The following is a 19,235-nucleotide window of genomic DNA, read 5'->3' as shown; positions in this document are numbered from 1 at the left end:
TTACGCGAACTGCTTGGCGAAAGCTTGCAGTGCGGCCTTGGTCTTGTCCGCGACTTCGCCTTCGAACTTCTTGCTGGTGCGGATCTCGGTCAGAACCGAACCGTGCTCACGGCGCATGTAGTCGAGCATCTGGGTCTCGTACTCGTTCACGCGGTTCACCGGGATCGCATCGAGGAAGCCGTTGGTGCCGGCGTAGATCGACACGGTCTGCTCTTCGAAGGGCATCGGCGAGAACTGCTTCTGCTTCAGGAGCTCGGTCAGGCGCGCGCCGCGGTTCAGCAGCTTCTGCGTCGCGGCATCGAGGTCCGAGCCGAACTGCGCGAAGGCCGCCATTTCGCGGTACTGCGCAAGGTCGAGCTTCATCGAGCCCGAGACCTTCTTCATCGCCTTGGTCTGAGCGGCACCGCCGACGCGGCTCACCGAGAGACCGACGTTAATCGCCGGACGGATGCCCTGATAGAACAGGCCGGTTTCAAGGAAGATCTGGCCGTCGGTGATCGAGATCACGTTGGTCGGGATGTAGGCCGACACGTCGCCCGCCTGGGTTTCGATGATCGGCAGCGCGGTCAGCGAACCGTGGCCGTTTTCTTCGTTCATCTTCGCGGCGCGCTCGAGCAGGCGGCTGTGGAGATAGAACACGTCACCCGGATAGGCTTCACGGCCCGGAGGACGACGCAGCAGCAGCGACATCTGGCGGTAAGCCACGGCCTGCTTGGAAAGGTCGTCATAGACGATCACGGCGTGCATGCCGTTGTCGCGGAAGAACTCGCCCATCGCGCAGCCGGTGTAGGGCGCGAGGTACTGGAGCGGGGCGGGCTCCGAAGCGGTCGCAGCGACCACGATGGAATATTCCATCGCGCCGTTTTCTTCGAGCTGCTTGACGATCTGCGCCACAGTCGAGCGCTTCTGGCCGACGGCGACATAGACGCAATACAGCTTCTTGCCTTCGTCGTCGCCCTGATTGGCTTCCTTCTGGTTGATGAAGGTGTCGATGGCGACAGCGGTCTTGCCAGTCTGACGGTCACCGATGATCAGCTCGCGCTGACCGCGGCCGACGGGGACCAGCGCGTCAATCGCCTTGAGACCGGTCTGCACCGGCTCCGACACGGATTCGCGCGGGATGATGCCCGGTGCCTTCACTTCGACGCGGCTGCGCTGCGTGGTTTCGATCGGGCCCTTGCCGTCGATCGGGTTGCCGAGTGCATCGACCACGCGGCCGAGCAGGCCCTTGCCGACTGGCACGTCGACGATGGTGCCGGTGCGCTTGACGACATCGCCTTCCTTGATTTCGGCGTCCGAGCCGAAGATCACGACGCCGACGTTATCGGCTTCGAGGTTCAAGGCCATGCCCTGGACGCCATTGGCGAATTCGACCATCTCGCCGGCCTGCACCTGATCGAGACCATGGATACGGGCGATCCCGTCACCCACCGACAGCACGGTGCCGGTTTCGCTGACTTCAGCCTCGGTGCCGAAATTGGCGATCTGGTCCTTGATGACCTTCGAGATTTCTGCGGCGCGGATTTGCATGGGTAGTGTCCTTTAAGCCTGCATGGCTTTGGCAAGCGAGTTGAGACGGGTGCGGATCGAGGCATCAATGCGCTGCGAGCCGATGGTGACGACGAGGCCGCCCAGAAGGTCGGGATCGACCGAGGCGGTGAGCATGACGGTGCGCCCTTCGCGCGCCGTCAGCTTGGTCTTCAGGGTGGCGAGCTGTTCGTCCGACAGCGGGTGCGCGCTGGTGACGGTCGCGGTCACTTCACCGCGCTGGGCCGCGGCAATCGCCTTAAACGCCGTGATGATCGCAGGCAGCTTGCCCAGACGGCGGTTGGCGGCGAGCACGCCGATGAAATTGGTGGTGAGCGGGCTGAGCTTCAGCTTCTTCGCCACGGCCGCCATCGCTTTGCCCTGCACATCGCGGGCAAGTTCGGGATTGGTGGTCAGCGCCGCCAGATCGCCCGATTCGGCCAGGGCAGCGCCCAGCGTTTCGAGATCGCTCTCGACAGCTGTCACCTTGCCACCTTCGGCGGCGAGATCGAACAGGGCCGAGGCATAGCGTCCAGCCAGGCTAGCCTTGATACCGGCGGAAATATCCACGCGCGTGCAATCCTCTCGGAAGCTTCAAAAGGGTAATTTGCTTGGGCCTTGGGAACGGGGCGTGCGCAAGGGCTGCCCTCAAGGTTGGCGCGCGCCTAGCAATTGATTCCCGATGGTGCAAGCCGGGAGGGGTGTGAATTGTGCAGGTGCGAAGCGATGGGGCGACGAGGACTATCCCGCGCAGCCTCCCGATCGCCCGCTTGCCATGACTGTCTCGCCACGCTTGATCCGGTCGAGAATGGCCTCGAGAGCGGCATTTGCCCTTAGGTTGGCACGCTGCCGGGCGGCTTCGTCGAGGGTGTCAGGATCGCCCTCAGCATTCCATGCAGCGCTATAGGCAGCTTCGACAGCCTGCGCTTCGTCTTCTGTGCAGATGCCGTTGCCATAGCTGGTGACGATGCATTCGTCGCCCGCATGAGTGGCGATGCAATCGAGTTCAGTGGAGATGGGAAAGCAGGCGGTTGCGAAGCTACTCACGTTGCGATCTGCAATGGCGGCCCGGTATTCACTCCAGCACGTTGCCTCGCTCGCTTCCCCCTTTTCGCGCGTGCAGCGGCAGGCCGACGTGGCGAGAGTCTGCAATTGCGCGACGTCCGCTCGCGCCGCTTCGGACAGGTGCCAGTCGCGATAGCGCAGCCCCATGCGCCCGCCCACCAGCAAAACAATCGCGCCCGCGATCAGCAAGAGCCACTTCCTTCGGCGGTTCACTTCGCGCCTGTCTTGGCGGTACAGGAATAGACCAGCCGCTCGTTCGGCCGCTCGGGCAGTTTGGCGATCAGCGCCGATTGCTGTTCGCCCAGAGTGCGCGCCGCATCGCTCACACCGCAGGCGGGGGGCGCGTAGGCCGCGCGGGCCTCGCGCGCGGCGGCGAGCGCCTCCTGCCCCAACAGATAGCGGTCGGTGCGCAGGGTGCGAGTGTCGGGGTCATAGGTGTTGACCGCGACCGCGGCATCATCCTGCGCGGCGAAGACCCGCTGCCATTCGCCGCCCTTGCCAAGACCATATTGCGTGCGCGCATTGACACACCCATCGGCGGACCAGTTGAAGGCGACATCATCGGTCTTCGCCGCCGTCACCCGGCTGCGATCCGGCACCAGCGTGCAGATCAAGGCGCCCTCGGCTGCGTCGCCCGCAACCTGACCATTGCTCGCCGGGCCGCCTTCCGCCTTGGCGACGGCGGCCGCGACCCGTCCTTCGATCTCGGCGAGTCCGGGGCGGGTGAACCACAGCAGCAGCGCGACGACCAGCGCGGCGGCGGCTGTGCCTGCTGCGATCATGGCGTGCTTGCGCCGCGCCTCATCACCGCGCCACACGGCGGCGGCGTAGCCGATCCCGATCGCAGCCAGCAGCGCGATCAGCGCCAGCGCCATGCGGTTCTCGCGCGCTTCGAGCACTTCCATCTGCGCTGTTAGCCGCGCGGTCTCACGCACTTCGCGCAAGGTTTCCGCGCGGTCGGCCAGCTTTTCGCGGGCCAGGGATTGTGCGGCCTCAAGCCGTTGGCGTTCCTCGGCGTTCAACTCGTCGATCGAGCGGCAGGGAAGGGTGTTGGTCACCGGCTCGACCCCGTTCTTGCGCAGGAACGGCACCAACTCGCGCAAGGATACCGCGAAGTAGAACTCCGCCTCGCCGCTGTCCGAATCCGCGCTGAAGCTGTTCACCCCGATCACCCGCCCGCAGGGGTCGAGCAGCGGCCCGCCCGAATTGCCGCGCGCAATCGGCGCGGTGTGGAGGATCGTATCGAACTGGCGCGACGGCCGCTCGCCCGACAGAAACCCGCGGGATTTGACCGGCGGCTGAGCGCGGAAGATGTCGGCCATATCGAGCCCTTGGGCCAGATCGACGTTCATCGGATAGCCGACTGCGGCGACCTCACCCAGATTCCCGCCAGCCCCGCCCGCCAGGGCCAGCGGCGGCAGGCGCAGGCTGTTCGGCGCAATCTCCAGCAGCGCCAGATCATTGCGCGGACTGATCGCAACCACGCGCGCAAAGGCTCCGCCTGCGCCCTCGGGCGGGACGATTCCGATCCGCAAGGTATCGTCCTGCGCGGCCTCGCTCACCACGTGGGCATTGGTGATGATCCGCGTGGCCGAGACCGCAAAGCCGGTGCCGTGGCTCACCGGGACAGGCTCGCCGTTCTCCTCGCCGATGATCACCACCCGCACCACGCCGCGCGCCGCTGCATCGACATCGCCGGGGTCGGCAGCAGCAGGCTGGTGCAGGGCAAGGGCGAGCAAGGCGAGGGCGAGCAGACAGCGAAGCATAGCGCGCAGCTATAGCCATTTTTTCACGGCGCGCGACATTGAACGCAAGGCTTGGGGATGCGGCCGAGGGCCGGCGGCAGCTATCTGGCGGAAGCGATCCAGGAGAACCCCATGGACTATGTGATACAAGGGCTCGACCCGGCTGATTTCGCGCCGCTGTTCGGGCTGGACGATGCCGCGCTTGCGCAGCGCGGGGTGGTGCGAATGCAGGTCGATGCGCATCCGGGCTTTCCGTGCCGGGTGACGCTGGAGGATGCGGTGCCGGGAGAAAGCGTGCTGCTGCTCAACCACGTCAGCCGTGCCGGTGCCGGTCCTTACCGCACCAGCCACGCGATCTTCGTGCGCGAAGGCGTGGAGACTGCGGCCCGCTTTAGCAACGCGGTTCCGCCCGTGTTTGGTCCGCGTATCCTTTCCTTGCGGGGGTTTGACGCCGCGGGCATGATGGTCGAGGCCATGCTGACGCAGCCCGGCGAGGCAGCCACAGGTCTCTGTCACCTGTTTGCCGATCCGGCGATCGTCGAAGTCGATGTGCATAACGCGGTGCGCGGTTGTTTCGCCGCGCGGGCGGTACGGACGGGGAATGTTTCACGTGAAACATAATGAGAACATTACTGACGACGAGCGCTGGCAGATCGCTCTGGCCAAGGACCGCCGGTTTGACGGAGCTTTCGTCGCCGGCGTCCATTCGACCGGCATCTATTGTCGTCCGTCCTGCCCGGCGCGGGCGCCCTTGCGCAAGAATGTGCGTTTCTATGCCACCCCCGCCGATGCCGAGAAAGCGGGTCTCAGGCCTTGCAAACGCTGCTCTCCAAAGACCCAGAGCGCCGAGGAGGCCTGCGTCTTGGCCGCGATTGCCGCGATCCGCGCAGAAGGCGCGATGACGCTGGAGGCGCTGGCCGGTCTCACCGGATACACCCCCACGCATTTCCAACGCCTGTTCAAACGCACGGTCGGCATGTCACCCGCCGCCTTTGCCCGCGCGATCCGCGAGGAGCGGGTGCGCGCCGGGCTCAGCATGGGGCAAACCGTGACCCAAGCCCTCTCAAATGCCGGATATGCCGGGTCCAAACAGTTCTACGCAGAGACGAAAGGCAGGCTGGGCATGGCGCCGAGTGACTGGAGCAAAGGCGGCGCGGGCCGCGTGGTGCATTGGGCGGTTTTGGCGACCTCGCTCGGCCCGATGCTGGTTGCGGCGACCGAAAAGGGCGTGTGCTGTCTCGCCTTCGGAGAGGGTGAGGCGGAGTTGCGGGCAAGGTTCCCGCGCGCGGAGCTGGTCGCAGCAGGTGAGGATTTCCGCGATCTGTTCGCGCAGGTGGTCGCGGCGGTCGAGCAGCCGGGCCCGGGCTCGGCCGCGATCCCGCTCGATGTGAAGGGCACCGCCTTCCAGCAACGCGTCTGGGCAGAATTGCGCCGCATCCCCCACGGCGAGACGCGGTCGTATGGCGAGTTGGCGGCAGCGCTCGGCAACCCCAAAGCCAGCCGCGCGGTCGGCGGGGCGAATGGGGCGAACAATGTCGCCGTGCTGATCCCCTGCCACCGCGTGATCGCGGCGGATGGGTCGCTCGGGGGCTATGCCTATGGGCTGGCGATCAAGGCGGAGTTGCTCAGGCGGGAGGGGGTTTGAGGGCTTGGCAATCAGGGGCACAGGGGGCACAAGCTTGGAAATGATGGACTTTCCCGCCGATCCTCCCTCACCCGAACAGCGCCAGCAGGCAATCCAGGCTTCCTTCGCGGCCTGCGGGCTCGATCCAGCCGGGCTCACGTACGAATATGACGAGGACAGCTACATCTTCTACATTACGATCATGCCTGCCTCGGGCGTGAGCGCTGAACATTTCCCGTGCATCCACGAAGCCGCCGGTTTCGATTTCGTCCGGTTCGATCCGCCCGACCTTGCCGGGCCTTATAACGCCTATGTCCGCGAAGCGATGCGCCCAGAACTTCTGGCGCAGGCCGAGGAGCAGCTGAAGGCGCGCAGGTTGTGGGCAGGCTTTCCCGCCCGCGAAGCCTATGGCTCTTTCGCCGCCTACCTCGAGGCGCTGGAAGCCCACGCCGGCGTTGCGCCGGGCACATGGCTGAAAGCCGAGGGCGAGGGCCGGATTATCTTCACGCCGCCAATCGACGCGCTTACCATCGACACCCTCAAATCCTTCGAAAAGACGCAGGAGACCATGCTCATGGTGGTCTTTCACGCCACCGCGCGTGATCGCACCGAATTCGGCTTCTTCGGCAACGACAAGGTCCGCGAATGAAGCAGCGGGGCCCCGGCTCGGGGGCCGGGTAGTCGTGAAGTTTTGCGTTTCGCCGACGACGTCATCCCAGCGAAAGCTGGGACCTAGGGCGGCAAGCGCTGCACCTAGCGGCCTTAGGCCCCAGCTTTTGCTGGGGTGACGGGATGGGCGCTTAGTTATCTTCGTCATTGCGAGCCGTAGGCGCGGCAATCCATTGCCCGATAGTTCAGCCAGCGGCACCGTTTGTCCATGGATTGCCGCGTCCCCCGGCTCAAGGCCGGGGCCCTCGCAATGACGAGGGGAATCAATCCAGCTTCGGCGGCATCCCCGGCTCACATTTCGCCATCGCGCGCTGATACGCAGGCCGCTCGCCGATACGCTTCAGGTAGGCTTGCAGGTTCGGCATTCCCTCGATGCTCATCCCGCTCATCGCGCGGCTGGTGGTGAGCTGGAAGCCCATCATGATGTCGGCGGTGGTCAGCTGCGAGCCGCCGAAATAGTCCGCCTCGCCCAGCCGCTTCTCGACGATGGCCCAACCCTTATGCACCCGGTCCGCTACGAATGGCGGCAATTCCTTGGCGCCCATGAACTGCGCCACCAGCGCCATCATGCCGTTGGTCATGAAGGTCGCGTTGGCCCAGTGGAGGTAGAACAAGTGGTCGGCAAAATCGGGGTGGTCCACCCCCGGCACCAGCGCCGTATCGGGTGCGTACTTGGCGATGACGTAGTCCATGATCGCGCCGCTTTCGCCCAGCACCAGATCGCCATCGGTGATCACCGGGGCAATCCCCATCGGGTGCAGCGCCTTGTATTCATCGGGCGCGAGGCGGTTATCGGTGCGGCGGGTGTAGAGCTTGCATTCGTAATCCAGCCCCAGCTCCTCGGCCAGCCAGACGATGCGTTCGGATTGCGACAGGCGCAGGTGGTGGATGGTCAGCATGGCTCTCTCCCTTATTCAACTCGCGCCCAGCCTTTGCGGGCGGGTTCGAGAGAGTCGAGGAATTTTTCGGCGCTTTGCAGATATTCCGCCTGCTTGAGCTCGCCCATCCGATCCCAGGTGGCAAAGATGCGGCCGATGCGGTGATTGCTTTCAAGGCGGCTGCGGTTCCGGTCCATGAAGTGCCAGTAGAGCGGGTTGAACGGACAAGCATTCGGCCCGATCTTCTGCGCGACCTTGTAACGGCACTTGCCGCAGTAATCGGACATCTTGTTGATGTAATTGCCGCTTGCCGCATAGGGCTTGGTCGCGAGTCTGCCGCCATCGGCATAGAGCACCATGCCGGAGACGTTGGGCAGCTCGACCCAGTCGAAGGCATCGGCATAGACCGCGAGATACCAGTCCTGCACTTGCCTAGGGTCGATCCCCGCGATCAGGCAGAAATTGCCGAGCACCATCAGCCGCTGGATGTGATGTGCATGGGCATCTTCCCGCGTGGTGCGGATGCAGTCTGACAGGCAGCGCATGTCGGTTGTGCCGGTCCAGAAAAACTCGGGGAGCGGGCGGTCGGCGGCGAGTTCGTTCGCGTCTGCCAGCCCCGGCATCGTGTACCAATAGAACCCGCGCACATATTCGCGCCACCCGATGATCTGGCGGATGAAGCCCTCTACGGAGTTCAACGGAGCCTTGCCCGATTTATAGGCAGCCTCGGCGGCGCGGCACAGTTCGAGCGGATCGAGCAGCCCGATGTTGAGGCTGGTCGAGAGCATCGAGTGATACAGGTCGTCCTTCCCGTGGACCATCGCGTCCTGATAGGGGCCGAACAGGTTGAGGCGCTGAGCGAAGAAGGCTTCGGCGGCTTTCAACGCCTCGGCGCGGGTAACGGGCCAGCCGAAGGGTTCGAGGTCACCGAAGTGATCGGCAAAGCGCTGGCCGACCAGCGCGATCACCTCCTCAGTGATGGTATCGGGCGCGAACTTGGGCGCGGGGGGCGCTTTCATGTCACCCTTGGGCGGCTCGCGATTGTCGGCGTCGAGATTCCACTGGTCCCCCTCTGGCTTGCCGTCGTCGCGCATGAGCAATCCGGTCTTGCGGCGCATCTCGCGATAGAAATATTCCATCGTGAGGTGCTTGCGTCCGTCAGCGAAGGCGCGGAATTCGGCCTGGGTGGCAATGAAGCGGGTGTCGGGGAGGATGCTGACCGGGCAGGGCAGGCGGTCTTCCCATTCGAGGATTGCTTGCTGGACGCGCCACTCGCTCGCTTCGGTGATCCGCACTTCGGATGCGCCGTGGCGCTCGCAGGCGCGGGCGACTTCGCCAGTGAAGCTGCCGATATTGGCGGCATCATCCAGCGCGACATAATCGACTGACCAGCCCTCGGCACGAAGCTCTGCGGCGAAGTGGCGCATCGCTGAAAAGATGAGCACGATCTTCTGCTTGTGGTGCTTCACATAGGTCGCCTCGTCCCACACCTCCATCATCAGGATCACGGCGTTTTCGGGCGTGAGGCCGTCAAGGCTGGAGAGATTGCGCGACAGCTGGTCGCCGAGGATCGGCACGAGAATAGGGCGGGTCATGCAGGGGATACGCGCCCGCACCTGCTTTGGTTTCGCGCAAGCGCTACTGCGTGATCTCCAGCGCCCGCCATGCGGCGGCGGAGAAGGCCGGATCGTTGAGCATCGAGATCAGCAACCCGCGCGCCTTCCCTTTCTCCCCCCGCCGGCTCAGCGCGGTCGCCTGTGCATAGCGGAAATCGCCCACCCCGGCATTGTGCAGGAATGCGCGTTCGAGCTGCCTTTGCGCGGCGACCGGCGGCGTGCGGCCCTGCTCGATATAGGTCTGGTGATAGAGCGCTGCGGCGAGCGGCTTACGCTCGGGATCGCGCGCCTGCCTTTTGAGCAGCGCCCGCACTTCATCGTAAGAGGGCGGATCGTCCGGGTTGCCCTCTCGCACCAGTCGGGAGAGCATGATCTCGGCCTTGAGCCGCTGGGCGCTTTCCAGATCGGGGTCCATTGCCAGCGCGCGATTGACCGCGCGCCACGCTTCGGCGTCGGAATAGGGGTTGGACATGACGATCAACTCGCCGTTGGAAAAGCCGAAGCCGCGGAACACCGGCCGGCCGCTGAAATCGCTGTGCTGGACGCGGGCATACTCGGCCGCGGCATATTCGTACCACACCAGCGCACTATCGGGGTGGTCGGCGGTCACTTCGCGCAGCTCCTTGGCGGTGGATTTGAGGCGGGTTTCGAGCAGGCGTTCCAATCGCAGGTCGATCAGGTCAATCTCGTCGCGGTGCATCGGGCGGATTGTGACCCGGATGGTTGCGGGCGGATCGACCTTCACTCGCCGCACCGGCGCCACGACCCGCCGCCGCGCCAGTTCCTGCGCCAGCGCATCGAGATCGCCCAGCTCGCGTGCGGCATCCTCCATGTCGCGCCCTCTCGAATAGGCATCGACATAGCGATCAAGCACCCCTGCGTAACGCTGTTCGAGCAGCAGCGGACTGGCCAGCGCGCGGCTCACTTCGAGGAAGCGGGCATATTCCTCCTCCGTGCTGTGGCGGAACTTTACGGCCAGCGCTTCGGCCAGCGCCTTGTGGGTGATGCCGTTGACTCGTGTCAGGCGGCGCGGCTGGCCGATGACGAAGACGCCTTCGCTTTCCGGCCTGTCCGAGCGGATGGCGGTGGCGAAGTAATGCGACAGGCCCGCCGATGTCCACATCGGCTTGGGCCGAAAGAAGGCATTGCCCAGGTGGAACTGCGTCAGACAGTAGAAGATCTCGCCTGGATCGGGCTGCCCTGCCGCGTCGGGCACATAGAGCGCATAGGCGACCGGGAGCTCGGCATGGTTCTCGCACACCGCAGTCGCACCGAAATCGACCACCCGCGCGATGCGGCGGGAATTGGGGGTCAGGAAGAATTCGGGCTTGCGGCCATGCCATGTCTCGCCCGGCAGCAGTCCATTCAGAACGCGGTCGAAGTCCTCGATCGTCTGCATCAGGGCGCGCAATTCGCCCTCATCCATCTGCGCATGGACGATGTAATGCTCGCTTTCGGCGCGCAGCCATGAGTTTGCATCAGCGGGGACAGAAAGGCCGAGGCACAAAGCCAGCAGCAGGAACAGGCGCGACACCATGTGTCACATCATATCATGGGACAAACGCCTGTAAATATGAGTTCAAACGAAGCTGTAAGGATCGATGTCGACGCCCACTCGCACGCCGGGGGCGAAGTTCACCGCGCCGATCCAGTCGCGCAGGACGGCCTGAATATTGGCGCTGCGCTTGGCGTTGACGAGAAAGCGGTAGCGATAGCGTCCGCGCAGCAGGGCCAGCGGGGCAGGGGCGGGGCCGAGGATTTGCACGTCCGACAGCCGGGGCCGGATATCGCCCAGCCGCACCGCAGCCTCGCGGGCTTCTTTCTCGTCTTCGGAGGACAGGATGATCGCCGCCCAGCGCCCGAAGGGCGGTGCACCTGCATCGCGCCGCCCGGCGGTCTCGGCAGCATAGAAGGCATCGCGGTCGCCACCGGCCAGTGCGGCGATCACGGGGGCATCGGGGTGGCGGGTCTGGATCAGCACCTCGCCCGGCTTGGCCCCGCGCCCGGCGCGGCCCGCGACCTGTGCGATCTGGCTGAAGGTGCGTTCGCCTGCGCGCAGGTCTCCGCCTTCGAGCCCCAAGTCGGCATCGACCACGCCCACCAGTGTCAGTTCGGGGAAGTGGAACCCCTTGGTGACCAGCTGCGTGCCGATGATGATGTCGATCGCGCGCCCTTCGGCCATCGCGATGAACTCTGCCGCCCGCTCTGGGGTGTTGAGCGTGTCGGAGGTCGCCACCGCCACCCGCGCTTCGGGGAACAGGTCGGCGACTTCGGCAGCGATCCGCTCTACCCCCGGGCCGCAGGCGACGAGGCAGTCACTCTCGCCGCATTCGGGGCAGACATCTGGCACCCGCGTCTCGAACCCGCAATGGTGGCAGGCGAGGCGGGCGGAGAGGCGGTGCTCGACCAGCCATGCGCTGCACGACGGGCATTTGAAGCGGTGCCCACAATTGCGGCACAGGGTCAGCGGGGCATAGCCGCGACGGTTGAGGAAAAGCAGCGATTGTTCGCCCTTGGCCAGCCGGTCGCGCAGTCCCTCAACCAGGGGTCCGGCGAGCCAGCGCTGACTGCCGGGCTTTTCTTCCGTGAGGTTGACCAGCTTCACTGTCGGAAGGCTCGCGCCGCCGAAGCGGGCGGGCAGGTCGAGCTTCGTGTAAACCCCGATGTCGGCCATGTGCAGGCTTTCCAGCGCCGGGGTGGCGCTGGCAAGGATCACCGGCACGCCTTCAAACCGGGCGCGCATCACGGACACATCGCGGGCGTTGTAACGCACCCCGTCATCCTGCTTGAAGCTGATCTCGTGTGCTTCATCGACCACAATCAGCCCGAGGTTGGCATAGGGCAGGAACAGCGCCGAACGCGCGCCGACCACCACCTGAGCGCTGCCATCCGCAATCGCCCGCCACGCCCGCCGCCGCTCGGTCGATTTCAGCGAGGAATGCCACAGCACCGGCGCCGCGCCGAATCTTGCGGTAAAGCGGCTGAGGAAGTTCTCGGTCAGCGCGATTTCGGGGAGCAGGACGAGCACTTGCCGACCTTGCCTGATCGCCTCGGCCACGGGCTCGAAATAGGTCTCTGTCTTGCCCGAACCTGTGACTCCATCGAGCAGGAAGGGGGCAAAGGCCCGCGCTTTGACGGCATCGGTGAAGATCGCCGCGACCGCCTGCTGATCGGGCGAAAGGTCGGGTTGGTGATGATCGGGATCGGCGGGCGAATAGGGCCGGTCGACATTCACCACCACCGGCTCCAGCAGGCCGGCCCCCGCCATGCCGCGCAGCACGCCTTCCGAAACGCCCGCCATCACCGCGAGTTCACGCATCGTGCCCTGCTGGCCAGCGAGCTTCTCCAGAGCGGTCTTGCGCTGCGCTGTCAGCCGCCCGGACGCCTCAGCCCCCGTTAGCCGGTATTCGGTCATCGTCGCAGGCCCGCCCAGCGCCCCGCCCGTCGACAGCGCCATGCGCGCGACGCTGGCGAGAGGAGCGCAATAGTAATCCGCCGTCCACTCGATCAGCCGCCTGAGCGGCGCGGGCAGGGGCGGGACGGGCAGCACTTCGAGGATCGGGCGCAGCCGTTCGAAAGCGATTTCGTCTCCGGGTAAGCGTCCTTCGTCCCACACGATCCCCGTCACCTTGCGCGGCCCCAGTGGTGCAATCACCACGCTCCCCGCAGGCGCGCTGACGCCTTCGGGCAGCCGGTAATCCAGCGGGCCGAGCGCGGCGTTCAAAATGAGGAGGCGAACCCGGTTCATCTTGCCGCCATATGGGGCTTGGCAAAGGACAAGGGCAAGCTGGGAGACCCGAGAAAATGACAAGAGCGAACTTCACCCCGACCCGCCGCAGCCTGCTCGCCGGAGCCGCGGGCGGCGCGACTTTGCTCCTGCTCCCCGGCTGCGCAAGCACCGGCGGCTTTTCGATGGTCGAAGCGGTGCGGCGGCTCTTGCTGCTCGCGTCCGAGAACGCCTTTGCGCGCCTGACCGCCCCCGGCGGCTTCTGGGACGAGCAGGTGGCGCAGCTTGGCCTTGCCAACCTGATGGGCACGCGCGGCGATGTGCTGTCGCGCATCCTCACCTCGGCGCTGGTCAAGGACCGGCTGGAGGAGCGCTTTGCCAGCTTCGCGATCGACGCCAGCTTCCGCGCGGCGCCGGTGGTGACTGACGCGATCCAGATGATCGGCTTCGACAATGCCATCGCGCTGGTGCGCGGCGGGCCGGATGCCGCGAGCAGCTATCTGCGCGGCGAAGTCGGCCCGGCGCTGATCGATGCCGTGGTGCCGGAACTGGGCGAGGCGATCCGGCTGAGCCGCGATCCGCTGATCGGCCAGGCGCTGAGTGCGCTTACCGGCGTCGATGCTGCTGGCGTCGCCGACCGGCTGGGCCGGGAAGTGGACAACGCCATCTGGGGCGAAATTGCACGCGAGGAAGCCGCAATCCGCGCCAATCCGGAAAGCACGCGCGATCCGCTGCTGATCGGGGTGTTCGGGCTGGGAGGCCGGATTTAGAACTGCCAGTTGAGCGTCAGTTGCGGGACGTGGCTGATCGCGTCAGGACTGCCCGCGCGCGGCGTGATCTGGAGCATATAACTGGGCGCGATGTCGAGCCGGTCGTTCACCTGATAGGACAACCCCACGATATTGCGCACCTGCTCGGTACCGCGCTGCCCCTCATCCCGGCGTGACTGAATGATCCCGAACCACTCCGCCGAGCCAAAGACTTCGAGCCGCGGCGCGACAGGCTGGGTATACTGCACGCGCTGGCGGATGCGAAGTTCGACCCGGTCCGCCCCGTCGAACCAGCGCTGTTCGAAGCGGGTCCGCAGATCAAGGCCGCCACTGGCGTAGCGGAACTGCTGGTGCGGGCGATATTCGCTCACGCCGCCGGTCTGGAACAGCGACATCCCGCCGCCGATTCGCACCTCCTCGTCGAGTGCTTTTTCAACGCTCACCCTGAAGGTCTGCTGATCCGCGCCGAATTCCGGATCGCGCCAGCGGTAGGAGCTGTCGACTGTCAGGTAGAGATCATCGGCCAGCTTGGCGCGGGCGAAGCCGACCACCCAGAATTGCGTGTCTTCCGGGTTGGCTTGTGCTTTCGACGGTTGCCAAGCCGACAGTGTGGCGGCAAGCAGCATCCCGAAACGCATCGACCATCGTGTCATGCGCGCCCCCTAGGCCCGCCATATGGCGCTGGCTATCGTAATCTGCCGGAGTGAACCCATGAAATTCTTCGTCGACACCGCCGAGATCGAACCGATCCGCGAACTCGCCGCCACCGGCTTGCTGGACGGGGTGACCACCAACCCCTCGCTGATCGCCAAGTCGGGGCGGGACTTCATGGAAGTCACCCGTGAAATCTGCGGCATCGTCGATGGCCCGGTCAGCGCCGAAGTGGTTGCACTGGACCACGCCACGATGATGAAAGAGGCCGAGGTGCTGCGCAAGATCGCGGACAATGTCTGCATCAAGGTGCCGCTGACGGTCGATGGCCTCAAGACCTGCAAGGCGCTGACCAGCGACGGCACGATGGTCAATGTCACGCTGTGCTTCTCGGCCAATCAGGCGCTGCTGGCGGCGAAGGCCGGGGCCAGCTTCATCTCGCCCTTCGTGGGCCGCCATGACGATAACGGGTTCGACGGGATGGACCTGATCGAGGACATCCGCCTGATCTATGACAACTACAACTTCGCCACCGAAATCCTCGTCGCTTCGGTGCGCCACACCACCCACGTCTTGCAGGCCGCCAAGATCGGCGCTGATGTGATGACCGCGCCGCCGAAGGTAATCCACGATCTGTTCAAGCACGTGCTGACCGACAAGGGCATCGAAGGCTTCATGGCCGATTGGGCCAAGACGGGTCAGTCGATCCTGTGACTTTTGCGAGCGGGGGCGCTTTTGGGCTTCCGGGCGCGAAGTTAGTTGCTAAAGAAAACGGATAATGGCTGACCAGTCCCCGCTCGATCTGTTCAAGCTAGCGCTCACCGGCGCATCGCGGGCGATTGCGCGCGATGCGGAGGTCGAGGTTGCGTGGAGCGCGGACGTCCCCGGCGCTGCGGGCAATCGCTTCCGTGTACCGCTGCCGGGGCGCGATCTGCCCAAGGATCAGGTGACCGAGGCGCGCGGTTTTGCGGATTCCTTCGCGCTGAAGCTGCGTCACCACAACGCCGCGCTCCACGCCAAGTCCGCGCCGCCTGAACCCATTGCGCGCGCGTGTTACGACGCGATTGAACAGGTGCGATATGAAGCCTTGGGCGCGAACCGCTTTGGCGGGATCAAGGCCAATCTCGACGCGGCGACCGAGATGCGCACCGCTTCCGACAAGATCGTCCGCGCGCAGAATTCTGCCGAAGTGCCACTCCAGACTGCGCTCGCGCTGCTGGTGCGCGAGGCGCTGACTGGTGAGGCGGTGCCCGCGCGCGCGCAAGGCGGGATCGAGCTGGTGCGCGATTTCCTTGAAGAGAAGGTTGGCAAGGATTTTGGCGCGCTGGCGGAAAAGCTGGGCGATCAGGAAGCCTTCCAGAAGCTCGCGCTCGACATGCTGCGCGAACTCGACCTTACCCGCCCGACCGACGCCCCTGACGAAAGCGACAGCGATTCGCCTGATGATGAGGACGGCCCGGAAGATGACAGCCAGGGCGAGGACGACAGCCAGAGCGAGGGCGATCCGCAGGCGGCCGAAATGGCCGGCGAGATGGCCGAAGGCGACGGCGATGGCGAGGAAAGCTCCGACAGCGAAACCGACAGCGACATGGCTGACGGCGAGCCGAGTGACGATGGCGATGCCTCCAACGCGCCCGTGCGGCCCAACCGCCCGCAGGCCGAAGTCCCCGCCAGCATCGATTACAAGGCCTTCACCACCCGCTTCGACGAGGAAGTTGCCGCGCCCGATCTGTGCGATGCCGAGGAACTCGACCGCCTGCGCGCCTATCTCGATAGCCAGCTGACGGGATTGCAGGGCGTGGTGACGCGCCTCGCCAATCGACTCCAGCGGCGCCTGATGGCGCAGCAGAATCGCAGCTGGGATTTCGACATGGAGGAAGGCGTGCTCGATGCCGCGCGCCTCGCCCGCGTGGTGATCTCGCCCGGCACGGCCTTGAGCTACAAGGTCGAACGCGACGTCGAGTTCAAGGACACGATCGTCACGCTGCTGATCGACAATTCAGGCTCGATGCGCGGGCGGCCCATCTCGATTGCCGCGATCAGCGCGGACATTCTGGCGCGCACCCTGGAGCGCTGCGGGGTGAAGACCGAGATCCTCGGCTTCACCACCCGCGCATGGAAGGGCGGGCAGAGCCGCGAAGCCTGGCTCGCCGATGGCAAGCCGCAGAACCCCGGTCGCCTCAACGACCTGCGCCACATCATCTACAAGCAGGCCGACGAACCCTGGCGCCGCGCGCGCCGCAATCTCGGGCTGATGATGCGCGAGGGGCTGCTGAAAGAGAACATCGACGGCGAGGCGCTGATCTGGGCGCACAGCCGCCTGCTCTACCGCCCCGAGGAACGCCGCATCCTGATGGTGATCTCCGACGGCGCGCCGGTGGACGATTCGACCCTGAGCGTGAACTCGGCGGGCTATCTCGAAGCGCACCTGCGCTCCGTGATCGAATGGATCGAGAAGGTCTCGCCCGTGCAGCTGGTCGCGATCGGCATCGGGCATGATGTGACGCGATACTATCGCCGCGCCGTGACGATCATGGACGTCGAACAACTCGGCGGCACGATCATGGAACAGCTCGCGGAATTGTTTGAGGATGAGAAGGGCACAAAACGCAAATGAACGTCACCGAAGCTGTCACCAGTCGCCGCTCGATCCGCACCTTTCTCGACAAGCCGGTTGATCTCGAAACCCTCACCCGCGTGATGGACACAGCGCGCTGGGCGGCCTCGGGGTGCAATTACCAGCCGTGGGAAGCGAGCATCGTCACCGGCCAGCCTTTGAAGGACCTTCAGGCGAAGATGATCGCCGAGGGCCCCAAGGCCGCCGAGTATGACTGGGCGGCGCCGGGCACCGAGGAAGCTTACAAGAAGCGGCTCGATGCGGTTTCGGCGGGCATGTTCGGCGCGATGGGCATTGCCCGCGATGACGGTGCGGGACGCATGGCCGCGATGGCGCGCAACACCACCAGCTTCGATGCCCCCGCCGTGCTGTTCGTCTATTTCCCGCGCCTGATGAAGGAGCCGCAGTGGTCGGATGTCGGCATGTGGCTCCAGACCATCGCGCTGCTGCTGCGCGAGGAGGGGCTGGATAGCTGCTTCCAGGAATATATGGCGATTTTCGCCAACACGATCCGCGACTTCCTCGGCCTAGATCACGAGCGCTACATGTTCTTCTGCGGCATGGCGATCGGCTACCGCGATCCCGACGCGCCGGTGAACAATTTTGAGCGCCAGCGCGTGCCGCTGGAAGAGCATGTGAAGTTCATCGGGTTTGAATGAATCCCGTCACCCCGGCGCAAGCCGGGGTCGCTGGCCGCAGGCTCCCACTTGGCAGCGCACGATCCCGACTTGCGCCGGGATGACGGAATAGGGCAAAGGCCCGCCCCATGACTGACGCGCCGCTCAAGCTGTTCAACTCGCTCACCCGCCAAGCCGAGGTGTTCGAGCCCGTCCATCCGGGCGAGGCACGCGTCTATACCTGCGGGCCGACGGTCTATAACTACCCCCACATCGGCAATATGCGCGCCTATGTGTTCGCCGATGTCCTCGGTCGCACACTCTCGTGGAAGGGGCTCAAGCTCACCCACGTCATCAACATCACCGATGTGGGCCACCTCACCGATGATGCTGACGCGGGCGAGGACAAGATGGAGAAGATGGCCGCGAGCCAAGCGCAGTCGATCTGGGACATCGCCGAGCATTACAAGCAGGCTTACTGGGCCGATGTGCGCGCGCTGAATATTCGCCAGCCGGCGCAGTGGACGGTCGCGACCGATTATGTCCCGCAGATGATCGAGTTTGCGAAGGGCATAGCGGAGAAGCACTGCTACGAACTGGAAAGCGGGCTCTATTTCGACGTCTCGACGGTGGCCGATTACGGTCGGTTGGCGCGTGCGAACACGGAAGAGGGCGAAGGGCGGATCGAGGCGGTCGAAGGCAAACGCAACGCCGCCGACTTCGCGATCTGGCGCAAGACTCCGGCAGGCGAGACGCGGCAGATGGAGTGGGACTCGCCCTGGGGCCGGGGCGCCCCCGGCTGGCATCTCGAATGCTCGGTGATGAGCGGCGAGGTGCTCGGCTTCCCCTTCGACATCCACACCGGCGGCATTGATCACCGCGAAATCCACCACCCCAACGAGATCGCCCAGAACCAGGCGCATTGTTGCACGAACGGGTTGGACGATCCGAGGAATTCGGGCGCGCGGATCTGGATGCACAACAACTTCCTCGTCGAACGGTCGGGGAAGATGTCGAAGTCCTCGGGCGAGTTCCTGCGGCTGCAATTGCTGATCGACCGGGGGTATCACCCGCTGGCCTATCGGCTGATGTGCTTGCAGGCGCATTATCGGTCTGAGTTGGAATTCTCGTGGGAGGGTTTGGGCGCGGCGTTGACGCGGTTCAAGCGGATGGTCATGGCAGCCGAAAGCCTCAAAGCCCGTCTTCCCGGCGCAGGCCGGGATCCAGCCGCATTGGGCCCCGGCCTGCGCCGGGGTGACGAGTGGGGCAAATTGCAACCTGCGCTCGACAAGTTCGATGCGGCAATTGCCGACGACCTGAACACCGCGGTCGCGCTGACGGCGCTCGACGATGTGCTGGCGGCCAAGAAGGTCGATGAGGAGCAGAAGGCGGCGCTGGTGGCGGCGATGGACTCTGTCCTCGGCCTCGGCCTATTTGGCCTCACCCGCGCCGACCTGCGCATCCGCCCCAAATCCGCCACCATCGCCGAGGACGACATCGAAGCCGCGCTCGCCCGCCGCAAGGAGGCGCGTGCGGCCAAGGACTTCGCCGCCTCGGACGCAATCCGCGATGAGCTCGCTGCGCAGGGCGTCGAGGTCATGGACGGCGATCCGCTCGGTTGGGAGTGGAAGCTGGTCTAATTCGTCATTGCGAGGAGCGCAGCGACGAAGCAATCCAGAGCGTCACGCGATCCTCACTGGATTGCTTCGCTTCGCTCGCAATGACGAAA

At 65.0% G+C, this 19,235-nt stretch carries 17 protein-coding genes; 8 read left to right on the top strand and 9 right to left on the bottom strand.

Going from position 1 to position 19,235, the window contains the following annotated elements:
* From atpA to GVM20_RS14485, 4 genes are all read right to left on the bottom strand, one after another.
* Window positions 1-1,530: a F0F1 ATP synthase subunit alpha gene (gene atpA, locus GVM20_RS14500; RefSeq protein ID WP_166547903.1), complete on the bottom strand. Its 1,530-nt coding sequence runs from the start codon at window positions 1,528-1,530 to the stop codon at window positions 1-3.
* A 12-nt stretch (window positions 1,531-1,542) separates the two neighbouring features.
* Window positions 1,543-2,097: a F0F1 ATP synthase subunit delta gene (locus GVM20_RS14495; RefSeq protein ID WP_166547902.1), complete on the bottom strand. Its 555-nt coding sequence runs from the start codon at window positions 2,095-2,097 to the stop codon at window positions 1,543-1,545.
* 171 nt (window positions 2,098-2,268) lie between these two features.
* Window positions 2,269-2,781 carry a hypothetical protein gene (locus tag GVM20_RS14490; RefSeq protein ID WP_166547901.1) on the bottom strand — a complete coding sequence of 171 codons (513 nt, stop codon included), beginning with the start codon at window positions 2,779-2,781 and terminating at the stop codon, window positions 2,269-2,271.
* A gap of 20 nt (window positions 2,782-2,801) precedes the next feature.
* Complete coding sequence (locus tag GVM20_RS14485) at window positions 2,802-4,358, bottom strand: S1 family peptidase (RefSeq protein ID WP_166547900.1); 1,557 nt, start codon at window positions 4,356-4,358, stop codon at window positions 2,802-2,804.
* Between the two features lie 57 nt (window positions 4,359-4,415).
* Here GVM20_RS14485 and GVM20_RS14480 point away from each other — a divergent pair, with 57 nt between their 5' ends.
* From GVM20_RS14480 to GVM20_RS14470, 3 genes are read left to right on the top strand one after another with little or no spacing between them, the layout of a single operon-like run.
* Window positions 4,416-4,958 (top strand): DUF1203 domain-containing protein, encoded by a 543-nt coding sequence (locus GVM20_RS14480; protein ID WP_234032037.1) that lies wholly within the window; start codon window positions 4,416-4,418, stop codon window positions 4,956-4,958.
* A complete protein-coding gene (ada, locus tag GVM20_RS14475; RefSeq protein ID WP_166547899.1) occupies window positions 4,939-5,982 on the top strand; it encodes a bifunctional DNA-binding transcriptional regulator/O6-methylguanine-DNA methyltransferase Ada in 1,044 nt (347 codons plus the stop codon). Before GVM20_RS14480 ends, ada begins: the two co-directional genes overlap by 20 nt.
* A 40-nt stretch (window positions 5,983-6,022) precedes the next feature.
* Window positions 6,023-6,610: a hypothetical protein gene (locus GVM20_RS14470; RefSeq protein WP_166547898.1), complete on the top strand. Its 588-nt coding sequence runs from the start codon at window positions 6,023-6,025 to the stop codon at window positions 6,608-6,610.
* A gap of 283 nt (window positions 6,611-6,893) precedes the next feature.
* Here the strand turns inward: GVM20_RS14470 and GVM20_RS14465 are convergent, their stop codons facing one another.
* From GVM20_RS14465 to GVM20_RS14450, 4 genes are read right to left on the bottom strand one after another with little or no spacing between them, the layout of a single operon-like run.
* Window positions 6,894-7,529 (bottom strand): glutathione S-transferase family protein, encoded by a 636-nt coding sequence (locus tag GVM20_RS14465; RefSeq protein WP_166547897.1) that lies wholly within the window; start codon window positions 7,527-7,529, stop codon window positions 6,894-6,896.
* Window positions 7,530-7,540: 11 nt separating this feature from the next.
* A complete protein-coding gene (locus GVM20_RS14460) occupies window positions 7,541-9,103 on the bottom strand; it encodes a cryptochrome/photolyase family protein (RefSeq protein ID WP_166547896.1) in 1,563 nt (520 codons plus the stop codon).
* 43 nt (window positions 9,104-9,146) lie between these two features.
* Entirely contained in the window at window positions 9,147-10,661 is a 1,515-nt protein-coding gene (locus GVM20_RS14455) for a tetratricopeptide repeat protein (protein ID WP_166547895.1), read from the bottom strand.
* 42 nt (window positions 10,662-10,703) lie between these two features.
* Window positions 10,704-12,872, bottom strand: coding sequence for a primosomal protein N' (locus GVM20_RS14450; protein ID WP_166547894.1), 2,169 nt, complete (start codon window positions 12,870-12,872; stop codon window positions 10,704-10,706).
* A 56-nt stretch (window positions 12,873-12,928) separates the two neighbouring features.
* Here GVM20_RS14450 and GVM20_RS14445 point away from each other — a divergent pair, with 56 nt between their 5' ends.
* A complete protein-coding gene (locus GVM20_RS14445; protein ID WP_166547893.1) occupies window positions 12,929-13,621 on the top strand; it encodes a DUF4197 domain-containing protein in 693 nt (230 codons plus the stop codon).
* Here GVM20_RS14445 and GVM20_RS14440 read toward each other — a convergent pair.
* Complete coding sequence (locus tag GVM20_RS14440) at window positions 13,618-14,274, bottom strand: DUF2490 domain-containing protein (RefSeq protein WP_166547892.1); 657 nt, start codon at window positions 14,272-14,274, stop codon at window positions 13,618-13,620. The two genes, GVM20_RS14445 and GVM20_RS14440, sit on opposite strands and share 4 nt — an antisense overlap.
* A 58-nt stretch (window positions 14,275-14,332) precedes the next feature.
* On the opposite strand from GVM20_RS14440, the gene fsa reads away from it, so the two are divergent.
* The 4 genes from fsa (at window position 14,333) to cysS (ending at window position 19,146) form a co-directional block, all read left to right on the top strand.
* Entirely contained in the window at window positions 14,333-14,986 is a 654-nt protein-coding gene (gene fsa / locus GVM20_RS14435; RefSeq protein WP_166547891.1) for a fructose-6-phosphate aldolase, read from the top strand.
* A gap of 64 nt (window positions 14,987-15,050) precedes the next feature.
* Window positions 15,051-16,889 (top strand): cobaltochelatase subunit CobT, encoded by a 1,839-nt coding sequence (gene cobT / locus GVM20_RS14430; protein WP_166547890.1) that lies wholly within the window; start codon window positions 15,051-15,053, stop codon window positions 16,887-16,889.
* Window positions 16,886-17,548, top strand: coding sequence for a nitroreductase (locus GVM20_RS14425; RefSeq protein WP_166547889.1), 663 nt, complete (start codon window positions 16,886-16,888; stop codon window positions 17,546-17,548). The genes cobT and GVM20_RS14425 overlap by 4 nt, the downstream gene beginning before the upstream one ends.
* A gap of 107 nt (window positions 17,549-17,655) precedes the next feature.
* Window positions 17,656-19,146 (top strand): cysteine--tRNA ligase, encoded by a 1,491-nt coding sequence (gene cysS, locus GVM20_RS14420; protein WP_166547888.1) that lies wholly within the window; start codon window positions 17,656-17,658, stop codon window positions 19,144-19,146.
* Window positions 19,147-19,235: the final 89 nt, after the last annotated feature.

It is taken from the genome of Porphyrobacter sp. SLTP (assembly GCF_009905735.1).
In the GTDB taxonomy this organism is placed as follows: Bacteria; Pseudomonadota; Alphaproteobacteria; order Sphingomonadales; family Sphingomonadaceae; genus Erythrobacter.
This window is presented reverse-complemented; position numbering and strand designations above follow the sequence as displayed.

What these genes read in the sequence shown, in the direction of transcription:
- atpA (WP_166547903.1), bottom strand. Translation starts at nt 1,530, where the DNA reads ATGCAAATCCGCGCCGCAGAAATCTCGAAGGTCATCAAGGACCAGATC.
- GVM20_RS14485 (WP_166547900.1), bottom strand. Translation starts at nt 4,358, where the DNA reads ATGCTTCGCTGTCTGCTCGCCCTCGCCTTGCTCGCCCTTGCCCTGCAC.
- GVM20_RS14480 (WP_234032037.1), top strand. Translation starts at nt 4,416, where the DNA reads ATGCGGCCGAGGGCCGGCGGCAGCTATCTGGCGGAAGCGATCCAGGAG.
- ada (WP_166547899.1), top strand. Translation starts at nt 4,939, where the DNA reads ATGTTTCACGTGAAACATAATGAGAACATTACTGACGACGAGCGCTGG.
- GVM20_RS14470 (WP_166547898.1), top strand. Translation starts at nt 6,023, where the DNA reads ATGATGGACTTTCCCGCCGATCCTCCCTCACCCGAACAGCGCCAGCAG.
- GVM20_RS14465 (WP_166547897.1), bottom strand. Translation starts at nt 7,529, where the DNA reads ATGCTGACCATCCACCACCTGCGCCTGTCGCAATCCGAACGCATCGTC.
- GVM20_RS14460 (WP_166547896.1), bottom strand. Translation starts at nt 9,103, where the DNA reads ATGACCCGCCCTATTCTCGTGCCGATCCTCGGCGACCAGCTGTCGCGC.
- GVM20_RS14455 (WP_166547895.1), bottom strand. Translation starts at nt 10,661, where the DNA reads ATGGTGTCGCGCCTGTTCCTGCTGCTGGCTTTGTGCCTCGGCCTTTCT.
- GVM20_RS14450 (WP_166547894.1), bottom strand. Translation starts at nt 12,872, where the DNA reads ATGAACCGGGTTCGCCTCCTCATTTTGAACGCCGCGCTCGGCCCGCTG.
- GVM20_RS14445 (WP_166547893.1), top strand. Translation starts at nt 12,929, where the DNA reads ATGACAAGAGCGAACTTCACCCCGACCCGCCGCAGCCTGCTCGCCGGA.
- GVM20_RS14440 (WP_166547892.1), bottom strand. Translation starts at nt 14,274, where the DNA reads ATGACACGATGGTCGATGCGTTTCGGGATGCTGCTTGCCGCCACACTG.
- fsa (WP_166547891.1), top strand. Translation starts at nt 14,333, where the DNA reads ATGAAATTCTTCGTCGACACCGCCGAGATCGAACCGATCCGCGAACTC.
- cobT (WP_166547890.1), top strand. Translation starts at nt 15,051, where the DNA reads ATGGCTGACCAGTCCCCGCTCGATCTGTTCAAGCTAGCGCTCACCGGC.
- GVM20_RS14425 (WP_166547889.1), top strand. Translation starts at nt 16,886, where the DNA reads ATGAACGTCACCGAAGCTGTCACCAGTCGCCGCTCGATCCGCACCTTT.
- cysS (WP_166547888.1), top strand. Translation starts at nt 17,656, where the DNA reads ATGACTGACGCGCCGCTCAAGCTGTTCAACTCGCTCACCCGCCAAGCC.